10 protein-coding genes are annotated in these 18232 nt (G+C 68.2%); 2 read left to right on the top strand and 8 right to left on the bottom strand.

Features of this window, described 5'->3' with window-relative positions; all coding sequences use genetic code 11:
• Positions 1-4 precede the first annotated feature (4 nt).
• From mtrB to ACUYTF_RS07155, 5 genes are all read right to left on the bottom strand, one after another.
• Positions 5-1801, bottom strand: coding sequence for an MtrAB system histidine kinase MtrB (mtrB, locus tag ACUYTF_RS07175; protein WP_449279556.1), 1797 nt, complete (start codon positions 1799-1801; stop codon positions 5-7).
• Positions 1802-1808: 7 nt separating this feature from the next.
• Complete coding sequence (gene mtrA, locus ACUYTF_RS07170) at positions 1809-2492, bottom strand: MtrAB system response regulator MtrA (RefSeq protein ID WP_434141743.1); 684 nt, start codon at positions 2490-2492, stop codon at positions 1809-1811.
• 421 nt (positions 2493-2913) lie between these two features.
• A complete protein-coding gene (locus ACUYTF_RS07165) occupies positions 2914-3357 on the bottom strand; it encodes a metallopeptidase family protein (RefSeq protein WP_434141744.1) in 444 nt (147 codons plus the stop codon).
• A gap of 38 nt (positions 3358-3395) precedes the next feature.
• The gene (locus ACUYTF_RS07160) at positions 3396-4799 is read right to left on the bottom strand and encodes a DUF5719 family protein (protein ID WP_449279555.1); all 1404 of its coding nucleotides are present in this window, start codon (positions 4797-4799) and stop codon (positions 3396-3398) included.
• Complete coding sequence (locus tag ACUYTF_RS07155) at positions 4796-7891, bottom strand: glycosyltransferase (RefSeq protein ID WP_449279554.1); 3096 nt, start codon at positions 7889-7891, stop codon at positions 4796-4798. Before ACUYTF_RS07155 ends, ACUYTF_RS07160 begins: the two co-directional genes overlap by 4 nt.
• Positions 7892-8129: 238 nt before the next feature.
• On the opposite strand from ACUYTF_RS07155, the gene ACUYTF_RS07150 reads away from it, so the two are divergent.
• Positions 8130-9725 carry a LuxR C-terminal-related transcriptional regulator gene (locus tag ACUYTF_RS07150; RefSeq protein WP_449279553.1) on the top strand — a complete coding sequence of 532 codons (1596 nt, stop codon included), beginning with the start codon at positions 8130-8132 and terminating at the stop codon, positions 9723-9725.
• A 56-nt stretch (positions 9726-9781) separates the two neighbouring features.
• Here ACUYTF_RS07150 and ACUYTF_RS07145 read toward each other — a convergent pair whose 3' ends face one another.
• The 3 genes from ACUYTF_RS07145 to ACUYTF_RS07135 all read right to left on the bottom strand — a co-directional run bounded on the left by ACUYTF_RS07145 (position 9782) and on the right by ACUYTF_RS07135 (position 14728).
• Positions 9782-10660, bottom strand: coding sequence for a class C sortase (locus tag ACUYTF_RS07145; protein ID WP_449279552.1), 879 nt, complete (start codon positions 10658-10660; stop codon positions 9782-9784).
• 142 nt (positions 10661-10802) lie between these two features.
• Positions 10803-12356: a SpaH/EbpB family LPXTG-anchored major pilin gene (locus ACUYTF_RS07140; RefSeq protein ID WP_449279551.1), complete on the bottom strand. Its 1554-nt coding sequence runs from the start codon at positions 12354-12356 to the stop codon at positions 10803-10805.
• A 56-nt stretch (positions 12357-12412) separates the two neighbouring features.
• On the bottom strand, positions 12413-14728 hold the full coding sequence (locus ACUYTF_RS07135) for a prealbumin-like fold domain-containing protein (protein WP_449279550.1): 2316 nt from the start codon (positions 14726-14728) through the stop codon (positions 12413-12415).
• Positions 14729-15410: 682 nt separating this feature from the next.
• Here ACUYTF_RS07135 and ACUYTF_RS07130 point away from each other — a divergent pair.
• Positions 15411-17951 carry a hypothetical protein gene (locus tag ACUYTF_RS07130; protein WP_449279549.1) on the top strand — a complete coding sequence of 847 codons (2541 nt, stop codon included), beginning with the start codon at positions 15411-15413 and terminating at the stop codon, positions 17949-17951.
• Positions 17952-18232: the final 281 nt, after the last annotated feature.

Genomic DNA, 18232 nt, shown 5'->3' with positions numbered 1-18232 from the left:
GTCCTCAGCCCTCCTTCGGCGGTTTCGAATGCGGTTTCGAAGGCGATTGCGGTTTCGCGGGCGGCTGCGCTTTCGCGGGCGTCTTGACCTGCGACTTCGTGCCCTTCGGCACCCGTGAGGTCCAGAGCCTCGGCCGTCTGAGCCATCCGCCCGTGGCCTGCGGGTCGCCCTCCTCGGCGAGCACGTCGCCCGGCAGCAGCGGCAGCGGCGACATGAAGTCGGCGAGGCCTTCCTCGCGCGGCAGCGTGAGCCTGAAGACGGTGCCGACGCCGAGGCGCGACCAGGCATCGAGAATACCGCCGTGCACCGCCGCGTCCTCACGCGCGATGGCGAGGCCGAGGCCGGTGCCGCCGAGCGTGCGTTTGCGCGACGGGTCGGCGCGCCAGAATCGGTCGAACACGTGCTCGACCGATTCGGCGGCCATGCCGACGCCCCAGTCGCGCACGGTGACCGCGACGGCGCCCGCGTTCGAGTCGATCGTGACGACGATCGCCTCGCCCTCGCCGTGCTCGATCGCATTGCCGACGAGGTTCGAGATGATGCGGCGAATGCGGCGGGCGTCGACGTCGACGTCGACGTAGCCGCCGAGGGGCCGCACTTCGATAAGGCCCGGCGAGAGGGGCCGCAGGCCTTCGACGACCTCCTCCACGAGCGCGACGATCGAAGTGGGCTCGGTCTCGAGCGTGACCCGGCCGGCGTCGTAGCGCGAAATCTCGAGCAGGTCGGTCAAGAGCGACTCGAAGCGTTCGATCTGGGTACCGAGCACCTCGATGGCGCGCTGCTGGCCGGGCTCGAGTGCGTCGCTCGAGTTCTGCAGCACCTCGCTGACCAGGCGGATGGTGGTGAGCGGCGTGCGCAATTCGTGCGATACGTCCGAGACGAAGCGCTGCTGCATCTCCGAGAGCGTGTCGAGCTCTTCGATGCGGGCCTGCAGAGTGTCGGCCATCTCGTTGAAGCCTCGCGAGAGCACATCGAAGTGCTCGTCGTTCTGCAACGGCATGCGGGCATCGTTCTCGCCGGCGGCGAGACGGCTGCTCGTGCTCGCCGCGGCGCGGATCGGGCGGAAGACGATACGCGTCATGATCCACACGAGCACGCCGATGAACGCCATCATCGCGACGGCGGCGATGAAGAGGGTGCGCTGGATGAACGCGAGGTTCTCCTGCGTGTCGGCGAGGTTGTAGCCGATGAAGAGGTCGTAGACGCCGGCCCCGGCCGGCAGTGTGAGGCTCGACGCGACGATGATGCCCGGGGCGGGGTCGCCCTCCTCCGAGATGAACGTGACCGGCTGCCAGTACTGCGGGGCATCGCCGTCGATCAGGCTCGACGAGAGCTCGGGCGTGACCGCTTCGACGACCATGGGGCTCGTCGTCGAGGGCGGCGGCGCTTCGGGCAGGGCGACCTGACCGGCCTGGCGCCGCAGATAGACCATTTGGCTCGCCGACGTGTCCTGCACCGTGCGGCGCACGGAGCCGGCGAGGGTCGACAGGGCGCTGCGGTCCGACGCGTCGGAGGCGTCGATCAGCTGCTGCGCCGCGCGGGTGGCGCGAGCCGAATCCTGGAGCGCCTGATCCCTGCGCGCCGAATACAGGTCTTCGCCCACGCTCGTGAGAATGAAGACCCCCGACACGAGCACGACGAAGCCGGTCACGATGCCGGTGATGGTCATGGTGCGCACCATGAGCGAGGTGCGCCAGCGCCGACGGAACGGCCCCAGAACGGGCTGGGTGACCCGCAGCCACCGCAGGCGCAGCTTGCGGAGTGCGATGGAGAGCCGTGATCGGACGGCGGCGCGCGCCATACGCGGCCTAATCCGTCGGCGCGCCGGCGCGGTACCCGACGCCGCGCACGGTCGTCACGATCGTCGGGCGGTCGGGGTCGAGCTCGATCTTGGCGCGCAGGCGCTGCACGTGCACGTTCACGAGCCGCGTATCGGCCTTGTACTGGTAGCCCCACACCTTCTCGAGCAGCACCTCGCGGGTGAACACCTGCTGCGGTTTGCGGGCGAGGATCACGAGCAGGTCGAACTCGAGCGGCGTCAGGGCGATCGGCGCGTTGCCGCGGCGCACCTCGTGCGCGGAGACGTCGATCTCGAGGTCGCCGACGCGCAGGTTCTCGCTCGTCTCCTGCTGCGGCTCGCGCAGGCGGGCACGGATTCGGGCGGTGAGCTCGGCCGGGTTGAACGGCTTCACCACATAGTCATCGGCGCCGGCCTCGAGCCCGCGCACGACGTCGCGGGTGTCGGTGCGGGCCGTGAGCATGATGATGGGAGTGCCCGACTCGGCGCGGATGCGCTCGCACACCTCGATACCGTCGAGGCTCGGCAGCATGACGTCGAGCAGCACGAGGTCGGGCCGCATCTCGCGGAACGCTTCGACCGCTTCGGCGCCATCGGCCGAGTGGCGGGTTTCGAACCCCTCGGCCTGCAGCACCATGCCCAGCATCTCCGCTAGAGCCTTATCGTCGTCCACGACCAGAATTCGCGCACTCATGGTCCCATTATGGCCGTTCGGCTACGAGGTGGGCTGCATTGCGGCGCCGCGGCGCTGCGCGGCGGCTCGGAACCGGCCGACCGGCGTGCTCGACTACGCGTAATCCCGCACGGGCGGCGGCGCGGGCTCTGCGCTCGACGCCGAACTGAGCCTCGACGGTATCCTCGACGAGAGCGAGCGGGTGCTGCGCGTCTGACAGACCGTTTCTCGAAGCGAGCGTGCAGGCGATTCACCAGCGTGCAGGGTGCTCACCGTATTTCGGTTGCACGTTGGTGGATCGCCTATACGGTGGCGGGCGAATGGGCTCGCGGGAGAATAGGGTGACCGTCGAACACGGCCGCGCGAGCCGCGAGCCGCGAACGCGAGCCGCGCGAGCCCGCGAACGCGAACCGCGCGAGCCCACGACCCCGAACCGACGGGCTCAGAAGTGCTCGAAGCGCCCCGGCAGCAGATCCCACGGGTCGCGCCCGAGGTACTCGCAGACGGCGAGGTAGGCGCAGTGCTCGACGAAGTAGCGGCGGTGCTCCTCGTCGTCGACGTGCAGGCCTCGGGTGCGTTGGATCGGCAGGCGGTACAGCACGATCGTCTGCCCCGGGCGATCGACTGAGAACAGCATAGGGAACTCGCCCGTGCCGACCGTCGAGGGCACCGTCTGGAACCCGAAGTTCACGCCCTGCAACTCGTCGGGCAGCAGCGACTGCAGTAGCTCGACGGCACCGCGCGCGTACACCTCGAATCGGGTGACGCGGCCGTTCGGGTCGGGCAGTCCCGGCCCCGTGATCGACGAGCGGGCGTCGCGTCGGCCGTGCCGGCGCCCCCGATGGATCGGGGCGCGGCTCGTGGTCTTGCGGGGCCTGCCGAACATGGGTTCCAGTCTACTCGGGCGACCACTGCCGCCCCGTGCTAGCGGGTGTAGACCGTGAGGGACCCGTCGCGCTCGGCGGGCGCGAGGATCGGGTAGCCGTCGATGTCGCCGCCGGCGGTGTACCGGACGCCGGCGTGCACCGGCCTCGTGCTGGTGAGCGTGCCTCCGGCCGACGCGTCGACGGCGACAGCCGCCCCTGCCGCGACCTTCACGGTGCGCGTCTTGCCCGCGGCGGGCGCGAGCTCGACCTCGGCGTCTGCGTCGCCGGGGTTCGCGATGACGAGCTCGCCGCCGTCGACGACCGGCGCGGCGACCGTCGTGTCGGCCGCGATCACCGGGGCCGGCGCGAACCAGCCGAAGTCGTGATGGTCATCGGAGGTCGCGTGGCCGAGCGCACCGCCGACCACCGGCAAGTCCGATTCGACGACGATGGCGTCGACCTCGGCAGGCCACCGCGGCACGACGAACTCGGCTACGGCATCGCCGACGACCGACAGCGAGCCCAGGTCGATACGATCGCCCTTCTTCGTCAGGCCGAGAATGCGCGCCTCGCCGACATCGCCCTCTTCACCGAGCGGGTTGAGCAGGCGCACGTGCACGCCGAGCTCGCTCTCTTCGCCGACGTCGTTCGGGCCGTGATCGTGACCGTCATCGATGTGGGTGACGCCCGGGATAACGAGCGTGTTCGACGCTTCGATCTGCCGGGTCACTGTCGAGACGCCGAACGGGTCGAGGCCGACGATGCGGCCGATGCCGAGCGTCGCGGTGACCGGCGCACCGGTACTGACCACGTGCACGGCGAGGCTCGCTCGCTCGGGCGCGTAGCCGTTGATCGACACGATCTGCTCGGCGTGCGGCTGCACGAGCACCGCCTTGGTGCCGGCCGCTTCGACGCGCCCGTTCTCGTCGAAGAGCTCGATCTGCACGGTCGCGGGCACGTTGCCCGCGTTGCCGATGCTGAGGGTCGTCGAGACGCCCTCGCTCGTGTCGCCGCCGATCAGCCACTGCTCGTTCGTCGGCGTCGCGCACGCGCTCGCCACGGCTCCGACGGCGGTCTCGGTCGAGACGGCCTGCACCTGCGCTGCGCCGATCGCGGCACCGGCGGGCGCGGTGATCGCGGCCGGGGGCGCGTCGCCGCCTTCGCCTCGGGCGAGCGCCTCGACGGCGTCGGGCTCCCCTGAGATGACGGTCTCGGGCGCGCCGGTCGGAATCGCGGCCTCGGGACGGCTCGGGTCTGCGCCGAGCACGGAGTATGCACCCGCGCACACGAGGGTTTGCGTGCTGTTCTGGGTGGTGTCGACCGTCACCGACGGCGGGGTCTGATCGAATGCAGGGATCGACGATCCCTGCAGCACGAGCAGCGATGCGGCCGCGGCCGCGATGACCACGAGCCCGGCCGCGGCGCGGCCCGTTCCGCGCAGCACCTTCGAACCCTCGCTCATCGTGCACCGCCCTTCTCATCCGCGTCGGAGCCGGTGGCCGGTTCGGCTTCCGTTTCGGTCGCCGTGGGCGGTTCGGCCCCGGCCTCGGTCTCGGTCTCTGGCACGGGCTCGGCTTCGAGTTCGGTGCCGGCATCGACGTCGGGCTCGGTACCGGGCTCGGCAACGATCTCGGGCTCCACTGCGGCATCGACGCCGACCGCAGCACCGACAGTATCAGCACCGGCAGCGCCCGCCGCGCCGGCTGCACCGGCACCGGCCTGCTCGGCCTTCGGCGCCTTCTTCGGCCGCGCCGCACGCACCGAGCGGGGGGCACGGGCCGGCCGCTTGCGCCGCTCGGGCCGTTCGACGACCTCGCCGGTCGGCAGGGCGAGCAGCAGCAGGCCGAGCAGCACGGCGAGCTGCGCCGTCCAGATGGTCTTGCCGGTGAACGAGGTGCCGCTGAGCTTCACCTGGTCGTCGCCGAGGGCTTCGTCGCCCGACCCCGAATCGAGAATGCGCCAGAGCAGCCCCTGGTTCGTGACGCCCGCGCTCGTCAGCGACGCGTGCTGGTCGAAGACGCGCTGCAGGTCGGCCCGTTCGGCCTCGTCGCCGCCGGTGCGCAGCAGCACGAAGCCGATGCGCTCGGCGCGCAGGCGCTCGCTCAGGTCGGGCCCGCCGGTGCTGGCGAGGCCGCCGACGATCTCGGCGATGCTCTCGTCTGCCGCAGTGGTCTCGGGGGTCTGAGACGCGGTGCGCACCTGGTCGAGGCGGCTGCCGGTGCCGATCACGTTCTGCACGCGCACGGCGTGGGGGCCTTCTGCGGTGACGACGAGGGTGCGCACCCCGGGGTCGTTCTCGCCCGCGGCCTGCACGAGCGCGGGCATCTGCGAGGTGCCGGGGATGAGCGGGGTCTGCGCGGTCGCGAGCTGCACGAAGAGCGGACCGACCGCGATGAGCGCGGTGAGCAGCCCGACCGAGACGACGGGAATGCCTGCGCGGCCGATGGCGCCGGCGCCGACCGCGCCGAGGCTGAGCACGGCGAGCCAGTACACGGCCAGGCCCGAGCCGGCCCAGAGCGCGACCGTCTCGCCGCCCTGCATGCCGAGGTGCAGCTGGGCCGAGGCGAGGGCCGTGATCATGCCGAGGCCGCCGAGCAGCGAGCTGAGCACGGTGATCGCGACGCGGCCGGTGAAGAGGCCGAGCAGCGCGAGCAGCGCGATGGGCAGCATGAGCACGCCGACGAGCAGCGTCGCCGGCAGGGCGCCGAGACTGCCCAGGTCATCGAAGATGCGCGCCCAGCCTTCGAGCCCGAATTCGGGGAATCCGAGCAGCATATGCCAGGTGCTGCCGGGCTCGTACGCGTTCGTGAGGCCCGGGTCCATGAGGATGTCGAGGGGGCGCCCGGCGAGCAGCGAAGCGACGATCTTCGGCGCGAAGAGCACGGCTGACGCGAGGGCGGTCGTGAGTACCCGGGCGATGCCGCGCAGCGTCGTGAAGATGCCGACGATGAGCAGCAGCAGGGCCGCCGGCATGAGTACGGGGGCGCAGGCGAGCGCGATCGCGGCGAGCAGCGACGCGGTGCCCGCCCAGCTCCACGACTCGCGGCAGCGAGTGGCGGCGACGAGCAGCCACGGCAGCACGATCGTCAGGATGAGGGTCGGCAGGCGGCCGCTCGAGATCGAGTCGAGCAGCATCGGGCTGACGGCGAAACCGACGCCGACGAGCGCACGGCCCGCCTTCGATTCGGTGATCTGCGCAGCCCAGATCCAGCCGCCGAGCGCGGTGAGCGGAATCGCGGTGATGAGCAGCAGTACGACGGCGTGCGACGGGTTCCAGAAAGTGAGTGACCCGAGCAGGGCGAGCACCCAGGTGAAGGGGTCGGCGGGTACCCCGTCGATCGGGCGGGTGTTGCGCCAGAGCTCGCCGATGGGGCTGAGCGGCGCGATGCCGCCGCCCACGAGGCTCGTGTGCGCGAAAGCCCACCAGGTGCAGGCGACCGCGGCCACGATCGCGAAGACGAGCACGGCGAGACCGCCGGTCGAGATGAAGTGGAGCTCGTGGCGCTGCCGGCCGCTGTTCGCGAGAATCGCCTCGCGGTCGATCATGCGCGCTGTGCGCACGGTCTTGGGGTCGATGCGCAGCGGTCGGATCGCCGCCCACCCGGCCGAGGAGCCGCGTCTGATGCGGCGCCTCGAAGCGATGATGCGGTGCGGGCGGAAGAACACGGTGAAGGCGGCAGCGAGTTCGCCGACCATGTAGCCGGGCTGCTCGCGGATCAGCGCCCACAGCAGGCGCAGCACCCCGTACACCGGGAGCCCCAGCCAGGCGAGGAACGCGAAGAAGGCGGGGGCGTAGGCGATGCGCCGGTGCAGCTGCGCGGTGCGCGCCTGCCGATGCGAGGTGCGCATGATCGATCGTTTGCGGTCGACGTGCGGCCCGCCGACGCCGCTGCGGGCGAAGCGCACGCGCGAGGCCGGGGCGACCTCGACGCGATGGCCGCCGAGGCGGGCGCGCACGCAGAAGTCGAGGCCGTCGTCGTAGACGGGGTAGGCGGGGTCGAAGCCGCCGAGCTGCTGCCAGACGTCGAGGCGGGCGAGCATGCCGACGGGGCCGACGCCGAGCACGTCTTGCAGGTGGTCGTACTGCTGCTGGTCGAGCTCCTGGCGGCGCAGCAGCCAGCGCGAGCCGTAGCGGGTGAGGCTCTCGCCGAGTTCGACGATGCGCTCCGGGCGGTCCCAGTCGACGAGCTTCGGCCCGGCGACCGCGACCGAGGGCGAGCGCTGCACGCTGCTCACGATGTGGGCGAGTGCGTCGGGTTCGGGGCACGAATCCTCGGTGAGCAGCCACACCCATTCTTCGTCGAGCGCACCCGTCACGGTGGCGGCGTCGACTGCGAACTGCACGGCGCGGCCGAACGGCAGCCGGTTCGGCAGGTCGATGACGTTCGCGGCCCCGCTTTCGAGCAGTTGCGCGCCGACCCGCGTGCTCCCGCCATTGTTGATCGCAATGATCGTGTCGGGGGCGTGCGATTGCGCGGCGATGCCTGCAATGGTCTCGTCGAGCCAGGCGCCGCCCTTCTGGGCGACGAGAACGGCTGTTACTCTCGTGCGCATATCGCGCTCAGTCTATGCGCGGAAGGTGCGACCGGACTGGAGCCATGCCCGGCAAGCCGCCAATGCGGCCTCCGGAGCGCGTATCCCGGGGCCGATCGCGGCCGTGTCGGGTGCATCACCGGCCGACGTGATGACGCACCGGGCTCGCGGTGAGCGATCGAGCGGCTACGATGGGGCCTGTCGCGTCGATGGGGGTCGAGAGCACAGTGCGTACATCACGCATGGAAGGGTCACAGAAGTGGGCGATCTCCCTCGGGCGCTGAAGGCCGTCGGCTCGGCCGCCGCGCTGCCGGTCGCGCCGCTCACCGCGGCGCGGATCTGGGCATTCGCCGACGGCGACACCGCCGTAGCGGCGAGCGTCGCACGCGCGCTCACCGCAGCTCAGCTCCGCGGCGGTGCCGCTCTTCCCGACCCGCTGCCCCTGGGCGGCGATGCACGACCCGCAGAGCTCGCGGCGCTGAACGGGGCGGAACGGCGACTGCTGCGCATCGCCGCCTTGTCTGCCACCGGTCTCATCTCGGAGATCTTCGATGCCGCCGCCGTCGAGCCCGATGTGCTGTTCTTCGGGACCCCCCGCGACATCCTCAGAGTCGAGAGCGGGCGAGCCGAGTTCACCAGCCCGAGCACGCGCACGCTGGTCCTCGAGGCCGCGGCCCCGCTCGAACGTCGATCCGCGCACGAAGCACTCGCCCGCGCCGCCCAGAACAGAGACGACCGGGCCGCGGCCACTTGGCACTACGCGCACGCCGATCGCCTCATCAACGACCGTTCGATCCGCGCGGCCATTGCTGCTGCCGGTGAATACCTCCTGCGCGGCGAGAACGACAGAGCACGGGCACTGGCTCTCCTCGCCGCGCACAACGCCTCGCCCGAGCTCAGGGCCTCAGCTTCTGCAACTGCCGGGCTCGCCGCCTTCTGGGCAGGCGGGTTGGAAGAGGCCGCGGAGCACCTCGAGCGGGCAGCTGACTGGATCGTGCTCGCGGGCCGCGCTCCGTACAGAACAACGGCTTCTGAGATCGACGCTGCACTTATCGCCTGCCAGGGCCTCACTGCCGGCCCCACCGGAGAGATCTTCACGCGCGATGAGGCGGCTCAGATCTTCGGCGCGATGCGCCGGGCAGCGCGCAACCCGATCGACCGCGACGCGGTCTCGCAGCTCGCTGCGGTCGCCGACGCGGTATACCACAGCCCTCATGAGGCCGACCAGTTGCAGGCCAGACTCTTCCTGTCGCACGGACGCCTCGATGCGACGCGCGGGCCGCGTCTCGGCGCGCACGCCGAAGCCCACGTCGTGATGATGCAGGTCGCGTTTCAATCCCAGGGCGGCGACCGGGCCGGAGCCGCGCGGCTCCTCCGCAGGTCCGCAGCACGCCTGCCCCTCGCGCACGCCGCTGCCGGCGTCGTCTCCAGCTACGTTCGGCTCCTCGAGTCATTCGATTCCGGGCTGGATGAATCGATTGCGGATGCGTACGACGCGATCCGCGTTACCGCACCCCTGAGCTACGACGGCGATGGCGCTTCGATCGGCCACGGCCCGGATGTCGGCCGGCGTGCGTCGGCCGCCGCTGCGCTCCACGCTCCGACCGCGGGCTCCGGAAGCGGCATCGCCGCTCACAGTCCCGTCACCCTTTCCCCGCGCCAGCGCGAAGTGCTGCGGCTGATCGTGCAAGGCCACCGGAACAAGGAGATCGCGGAACTGTTGAGCATCTCGCCGCGCACGGTCGAAGTGCACGTCGCTCAGTTGCTGCGCAAGCACGAGGTACAGAGCCGCGCGTCGCTCATCGCACTCATCAGCGGGCTCGGCATGCGGCGGAGCAGCGCCGCGGAGGCATAGCCGCTCCGGCAGCGGAAGGCGGGGCCCGGCAAGCCGTGCACCGCGCCGCAGCTTCCTTAGCTCGCGGCGCGACGCACTCGCGCGTCACTCACTCCGCTCCTCCAGACGTACCCGGCCGCAGCGGTCACAGAGGCGGCGAAGCCGAGCGCCCACCAGGGGAAGCCCGGAATCTCGGATGCGGCGCCCGCCGCGTCGAGGTCCTGCTGCGGCGTAGGGGTGATCCTCTCCCCGGTCACGAGAATACGATGCGAGTTGATGCCAAGCGGCGTGCACGTGATGAGGGTGACGAGATCACGATCGGATTCTGCACGCAACGAGTCGGTATCCTCCGGCTGGACGACTTTCGTCTCCCGCACTCGGTAAGTCAGCACTTCGCCGAACGTTTCAATCGTGAATGTGTCGCCGACCTCCACACGATCGAGATTCGTGAACATGGTTGCGTTTGCCAGTCCACGGTGAGCGGTGATCACCGCATGAGTGCTGGGGCCACCGACCGGTAGATGCGAACCTTCGAGGTGCCCGGCGCCCCGGAGGAGTGTCTCATCGCTCGTTCCATGGTAGATCGGCAAATCCACTCCGATATTCGGGATCTTGATCCGAGCCATGAGTCCGCTCGGGTTCGCAGTGAGAATGCTCCGGTAGTCGAAGCGGTCGTCGCCGAGCGAGCCGGAGCCCGCAGGCACGTTGGCATTCGCGCGCAGTTCGACGCCCGCAGTGAGAGCCGCATTGTATGCACGCGCCTGCTGCAGCTGCTCCTCGGCGCCGGGATTCGCGTCGTCGACCAGTGCTCCGATGCTGTCGATGATGCGGGACTGGTTGACGGATGTGAGCCAGGCCGCAGTACTCGGATACAGCAGGACACCCGACCCGCCGATGATGAGGGCCGCGATGAGCCACGTCAGCAGGCCCGGCTTCCACGCACGGGTGTCAGCCACGCCAGAGGCTGTTTCCGCAGTCGCGGTGTCAGCGCGTGTTCCAGTCATTCAGACGCCCCTCTCAGCATTTCGCGAGCACGCAGGAGGCCGTGGCGACGAGGAGCTCTCGCTCGTTCGCCGCCACGGCCGAACCGTACGCGGGTTACAGCTGTGCTGCGCGGCGACGACGGGCCAGCACGAGGCCGGTCGCGATCGCGATCAAGGCTGCACCGCCGAGAACCATCAGGGTCTGGCCCGCTGCGCCGGTGAGGGGCAGCTCGGGCACGTCCTGCTTGGTGTTCGGCACGTCGACGTCGAAGGCCGTCGGGGTGGTCTGACCAGTCTTCACGGTCACCGCTGTCTTCGCGGCGTCTCCGGTCGGCAGCGTGTAGCCGGCGGGGGCCGCGGTCTCAACGATGACGTAGCAGCGCTGAGTCGCGCCCTTCGGCTCGTTCTCGGAGTCGCTGACGAACAGACCGTCGATGATGACCTTGCCGTCAGTGCCAGTGGTGAAGCTGTCCTCGCCGTTCACCGAGATGGCGGCACCGGTGGTCACCTTCGAAGTGCAAGGGGTGCCTTCGGCGACATAGGCGGGGTCTGCCGAGTAGACCTGGAAGGTCGCGCCCGAAAGATTCTTATCGTTCGCTGCGTCGGACTTCTGGATGATCACGTCGCCCCAGTGACTCTCGACCTCGTTCGAGGGAATCCCCGGGTTCGGGGTCGTATCGCTATCGGCATCGGGGTCGTTCACGAAGAGGGTCGCCTCGTTGGGAATGATGCCATCGCCGAGCTCGACGACAGTTCCGGCAAACACGGTGACGATCTGCTTGCCGCCCTGGGTCTCGAGCCAGTCGAGGCCCGCCTGGTTGAACACGACGCGGATATCCTGAGCGTCAGTCGCGTTGACCTTGATGTCGTAGAAGGATGCGTCGACGTCGTCACCGTCGACGGTTACCGACTTCACCGAGACCGGCGACAGCCGGTCGTCGAGACGGTCTCGCACGATGTAGCCGGTGAGCTCGTCGCCCTCCGCCAGATTCGGGATATCGGTGGTCACCGGGAAGGTGATCTCCGAGCCGAGGCCCAGACCGTCGGCGGGCTGGCTGTCGATCGTCTTGGTGATGCCTGCGACGGTGTTCTTCGGGTACGCATGGACTGCATACAGCCACTCGTCCTCGTATGGCATCGGCACCGAAACAACGAATGGCGCCGCCTTCTTGACGATGTTCACGGGTTCGCCGGCGACGGTCGCGCCGGAGGTGTCGGTCTCGCAGACGACGTACGCCTGACGCGCTGTCCCGGTGTTGTAGACGGCACTGCCGTCGACGGTCGTCGTGACGGTGGTCGCCAATGCCCCGAGCGAGTAGTCGCTCGGCGAGGCGACATCGCAGGTATCGGTGAGCTGCACGTCGGCGAGCCCCTCCCAGTCGTCGAACTGAGTGAGGTCGATGGGCTGGCCATTGTAGTTCAGCTCGTAGATCTCGAACTCGACGCCGGCGACGGCCGCGCCGCTGACCGAACCCGAACCGTCGGGTGCGGCCGGCGCAGAGCTGTTCTCGAGGTGCTTGTGAATAGTGACGGAGCCCGGCGTGGTCGTGTCGATATTGCCGGGTGCGGCCTGGGCCGCAGTGGCGCCGAAGAGGCCGATGGCACCGACTGCCAGGGCTCCGACGGCAGCCGCCAGACGGTACGACCGTCGAGTGGTTGAGGTGGTCATGTTGTTCCTTTCGTTTTCACAACACAGTTGGAGGTTTGTGATCCGGTCCGCCGGCGTCAGAGTTCGGACGCCGCCGAGATGAATGAGCGTGCTCGCCGTGCACGGACGATGGCGAATGCGCAGAGGAGACCGAGCAGGGCGCCGCCGCCGATCAGGAAGCCGTCCGCCCCCATCCCACCGGTGAGCGGGATCTGGAGCGGCGGTCTCGGTACGTTCTCGTAGGGGCCGAGGTCGACGGCGACCCCGAGTGCGCCGCTACTGCCGATGCTGAATGGGTGCTCCGTGGTATCCAGCAGATACCCGGCGGGCGCCTCCGTCTCGACGAGCACGTAGTCGCCCCACACGAGATTCACGACTTCGAAGTGACCGGACCGCGGATCCTTGTCGGGGCCGCTGCAGTCCGTTGCGGAGGCGGCGACGCAGTCGCTGATGTCCAGCCCCTGCGAACCGTCGCCCGCAGGGCCGGTGACCCTCCACTTCGATCCGGCGAGTCGCTCGCCGCCGCCATCGACCTTCTCCCAGATGACCGAACCGAGAATCGGGTTCTCAGTGCAGTTCGGATCCTCCGGTTCGCATTCCTCGGGAGGAGTTGTTCCGCTCTCGCCGAGGAAGTTCTGCAGCACGTAGTCGCCCGAGGAGTCCGCCAGACGGTCGGGGAAGTTCGCCTTCACCCGCACTTCGAAGGACACCGTGCGGATCTGGTTCGAGGGCACCGTGCCCGTGACCCGGATGGTCTGCGCGGTCGCGTCGAAGCTCGCTTGTATCCCTGGAACATACGGCCCGGTCTGCCCGGCAGGCACCGTCTCGCTGTCGCCGTAGCGGAAGTTGCCGAGCCATTCGGCATCATCGAGCACCCCCGCCAGGTGGTCGAGATGATCGACTGCGTAGTCGCCCGTGCTCGAGGCACGGAAATGCAGCGTGTACTTCACCGTCTGGCCCGGCTCAGCGAACTCTCCACTCTCGTTCACGATGCTCGGGCTCATGGGCGCCAGATCGACGGTCTTCCACGCGCTGCCGCAATCGGTCGAGTACTGCAGCGCCACGAAGCCGTCTGCGCCGTTGCGCTCGCTGAGCGCCTTCGGGCCGAGGCCGGAATCGATGCCGCGGACCGCACCGATCATGCCGTTGCCGGTCTCGATGCCGCCGGGTGAGACGAAGCTCGCCCCGCCGCCGCCGCCGGCGCCGGTGACTCCGCGGTTCGCGCTGATGCTCAGCCCGTAGCTGACCGTCGAGGCGCCCCCGCCGCCGCCGAAGTATCCACCGCCCCCACCGCCGCCGGAGTCGGGGTTGCCGGTGGTGCGTCGCAGCCCTTGCGGGTCCGAACCGCGGAAGAAGATCTGGTCGTCGCCACCGTTGCCGCCGATGCGGCCCAGGGCGTCAAAACCGTGGAGCAGCGAGTTGCGCTGGTTGCGCAGATACTGGCTGTTCGTCGGATAGGTGGTCCACCCGTTGGTCGAAATCACCGTGTCGGAGTTCCCGTTGATGCGGTGCAGGCCGCCGATGCCCGGACCGGCGGCCTGGCCGCCTTGCCCGCCGCCGGGAACGAAGCCCGGGTTCGGCTCGATGTACGGGTTCGTCCAGTAGATGATCCGGTTCCCTTGTCCGGAGTTCGCCAGATTCTCATTGATGTTTCCGACGTTGCTGTAGTTGGTGTGGCTCTGGTACCACTGGCTGTCTGCACCATTCGAACCGTCGAGCCCCGGGGTGACTCCGGGCCCGGTCGGCTGGCCGCCGTCTCCGCCGATACCGATGAGCGTCGAGTGCCCGCCGCCGTTGCCGCCGCCACCGCCGACCATGACGAGTTCCTCCCCGGCGATACTCACGAGCGAGGAGCCGCCGCCGCCGGCACCGACGTGGCGAATGTTGCCCCACCAGGCTCCGGGCATGCTGCCGCCGAAGCCGCCGTCCGGAGCACCGCCTGCAGCGCGCGCACGCGAGGAGTTCTGTGTGTTCTGATTGTTGTTGATATTCATCGTCGAGAAGCCGGCGATGTCTGTGGCGAAGGCCGCGTCAGTGTAGGCCTGTCCCAGATAGCGGCCGCCCTGGCCGACGTGCCCGGTGACCGGCATGCCCGGCCGCACGGGATAGGTCGCGGTCGCAGCTGCGCCCGATCCGTTCTTGTAGTTTCCCGCGCCCGCGTTGGTCGTATCGTTCACGTTGCCGCCCGCGCCCGCAAGGGTCGTGATCGTGACCGCGCACACCTGACCCGTGTACCCGGGTATCGTCTCGGGCACGACCGTCGAGAACTCACCGGGTGTCGTTCGAGTGAAGTGCGCCCCCGCGGGAGGAGCCGTGACGGTACCGAGCGCCAGAGGCTCGATGGCCGTCGGTGCCGAGAGCTCCTGTGCCGACGGGCCGAGCGGCTCGAGCACCGGCCCGAGAGCGTCGTCACCTTCCGCTGAGGGTGCTGACTCTCCGCTGCTACCGCCCGGTTCGCCTTGCTCCTCGGAGTCGCCGGCAGAAGCCCCGGTGTTCGGCTCTTCGTTCTCGAGCGGCGGCTCGTCCTCAATGGAAGACTCCGGTTCGTGAGGAGCCGGGCCCTCCACGACCTCCAGGCCTTCGGGAGCCTCCGACTGTGCACGCGCCTGCGACGTGTCCACCCACGGAAATGCCCCGACAACCAGCGTCGACGCGATCACAACTGCGGCGACTCTCGAAAATACTGTTCTGGCTCTCACCACAGTGCACCTTTCTTCCGGGCCGCTTAAACGCGGCGCCAGAATTCTTCGGCCGTGTCCGCGAAAGAACCGCAGGCCGGCATCGGTGTAAATGTAGATAGCGCACGTCTGCCCCGAGCTCGCGATGCTAGGAAATAGTGCAGCGTACTAGTGGTTTCGCGGATGGTTCACGCAGATATGCGCACCCCCTGCCATAGTTCTAACCCAAGAAGCGCATTGGTACACCAGATCAATTGCGCAGCACACCACTAAGCAGAGCAGAGCTCTCAACTAAAATCGGTCGGTCAGGGGGGAACTGATCGCACTGTTGATCTGTTCAGGGGGAGGACGGTGGACACCGTTGAGAACTTTTGGGGTACCTCGGCATCGTTTCGACATGCTCGACAGAGGGGGGATCCTGCATCGCGTCGAGCGCGCCGCAGCGGCGCTCCTCGTCCTGGAAGGCGGGCTGGGCACGGGCAAGACCGCACTCGCATCGGCGGTCGCCCGCCGACATATCGATAGCGGAGATTCAGTGGTCTGGCTCGAGTTCGAAGCCGGCGAGACGGGAACTCAGTCGTTCTGGTCCAGGGTGCATAACGCATTTCGCGGCGACGAAACGCAGGATACTGCACCCGCGATCGACGCCCCCATCTCCTGGGAAGAAGCACCGGCAGACCTCCGAAGCATCCGGAACGAGCTCGGCGCCGCGGCAGGCGACCACTGCCTCGTCCTCGATGAGCTGCATCTCGTGTACGACGACGAGGTCGGCAACAGTCTCATCTCCTTCCTCGAGATATTCACGCACTGGAAGGCAGTGGTAACGACACAAGTCGAGCTGCCGGGGCTCTCAGGGATCGATGCTCGAGTACGGGTTCCGGTTCTGCACCTGACCAGCGACGATCTCGCTTTCACCGAGGATGAGATCGCCACCCTGATCTCGATCCGCACTCAGGCCGATAACCCCGACCGCACACCGCTCTCATCGGCGCAGGTCTATCACGCCACGAAAGGCTGGCCGCTGGCTGCGCACGCCTACATCGAGGAATGGCGGGCCGGGTCGACCCCGGATGCCCTCGAGCGCGGAAGCGAATGGATCCGCAGCTTCATCACTCGTTCAGTTGCGACATGGGACGACCATGTTCGATCGGTCGTCGGCGCGCTCGCGCTCGTCACCGCGGCGCCGACCTGTGTACTTGCTCGTATGCTCGACCAGCCAGAGAAGTCGATCGCACGGGCTTTGTCATCCGCGACCTTCCCCTATCTGACCTACCGCATGGATGCGCAAGGGGCTCGCTGGTACCGTTTTCCTGAGGCCGTACGGCGAGAGCTTCTCCGCGATGTCGAGGATCGGACTCCTGCGAATAACCTCCGCAGCCGCTACCGTCGAGCCGCCCTCGCCCTCGCCCCTTTCGATCGCCTCGAGGCCCTTCGCGCGGCGATTCGAGGCGAGGCCTGGGACGCACTCAGCGAACTGCTCCTAACAGGGCCAATATCCGATCTCGTCGGAGAACCGGAGGACCATCCGCGGAGCATGCTGCTCCGACGCATCCCGCTCGAGGTACGCAAGAAATATCCTGTGATCTACGCCTACGCGGCGTTTCAGGCCTACGCATATCCTGACGGGCAGTTCGGGGAGATCCTGCAGGAGTTGCGTATGCTCTCGGGCCCGTGGCTCGCCGAAGCTTCGAAACGCCCCGGCCTGCCCGGCCTGTACACCGCCATGCTCCGCATGATCGCCGCGCGTCTCTGCGGCGACGAAGCGCTCGGGCGGGCAGCCGCGAAACGCACCTCGCAGTCGCTCGCCGACCTCAGCGAGCAAGAATCCGAACTGATCAGCATGAAGATTCCGAACATCTATCTGCAGCAGGCAATCACCTACTTGCATGGGCACCATTTCGCCGACGCAGAGGATGCGCTCGGTCAGATGCAGGCGTTCGAGAGCCGCTCCCGGCCGATCGAGCAGGCGCATCGCATCTCCCTGCAAGCTCTGATATTCGCAGTGCGCGGTCAGATCCCAGACTCTCGAAGACACCTCGAACTCGCTGACTCGCTGATATTGCCGGCGGGCTGGAGGACATCGTATGCAGGTTCGGGTTTCCGCATCGCCACAGCGCTCTGCTCTTTGGAAAGCGACGACGCTGATTCAGCGGAACATCAGATGCGCGAGATGCGGCGGCATTGGCTGAAGATCGAGTACTGGCCGTACCTCGTGATGATCAGCGCGTTGCTGGAGGAACGGTATCACGACGCTTCCACCGCCCTCGACTATCTGAATCAGGAGCTCGAATTTCGGAGTTCCCGCTTTCCGGCTGCTCCGTCGCTGCAGGCCGAGCTCGACGGACTCCGCGGACGGCTCGAGTACATCTCCGGGAAGCATGGGCAGCTCAGTCCTGCACGACGCGCCTCCAGCCTGGCCGACCTGTACGCGCTCATCGGGCGGAATGAACGCAATCGGAGCCGAGCGCTCGTGAGCCGGCTGCTGAGCCTCCCCGGATACCTCCACCACCCGCGTCGACATGTCGAGCTGCTCCTCCTGCAGGCGCATCTCGCGCATCTCGACGGTGACGCGGACCTCGCCGGCAACGCGACGAAACTCGCCTATCGTCGGGCTTCGTCGAACGAACTGGCACTGCCGTACCGAACGCTTACTTCCGAAGCACTCGCGCAACTCACGGTGTATCAACCGCTGCTCGATCCCTCGGACGGCGCTGCCGGGACCGCGGCTCAACGTATGCCCCTCTCGGAGGCGGAGCTGCGTGCGCTAGCTGCCGTTGCTCGTCATGGGAGCACTCCGCGCGCAGCGGAGGCCCTGTTTCTCAGCCGCCACACCGTCCGCAACCAGCTGACCTCCGCATACCGGAAACTCGGCGCCCACAGCTTCGACGATGCACTCCGCATCGCGCGAGAAACGCGTCTGCTCAGCGAGTTCGAATGATCGCGCCGGTAAGCACATGGTGCACAGCACTAAAACAGACCGAGAAGCGACTGCGGGCGCGCAAGTGGAGGGAAGATGGTTCAGATTCCACACCGTTGGAGTCCACCAGCACGATTCTTCACCATGAAAATCGCGCACAGGTGAACGGGTCGATTCTGGCGTTGCTCCCCCAACGACAGACGACTCGTCGAGCCGGGCCCCTTTCCTCCCCCAGTTGACGGTCCCCCACCGTAACGTCCGAAAGGGGCCCGACCTCACCACTGCTTCCTAGGTGTAGTTCC

It is taken from the genome of Leucobacter sp. GX0328, assembly GCF_053567315.1.
Note: the sequence above shows the minus strand (reverse complement) of the source record. Positions and strands in the feature narration are given on the sequence as shown.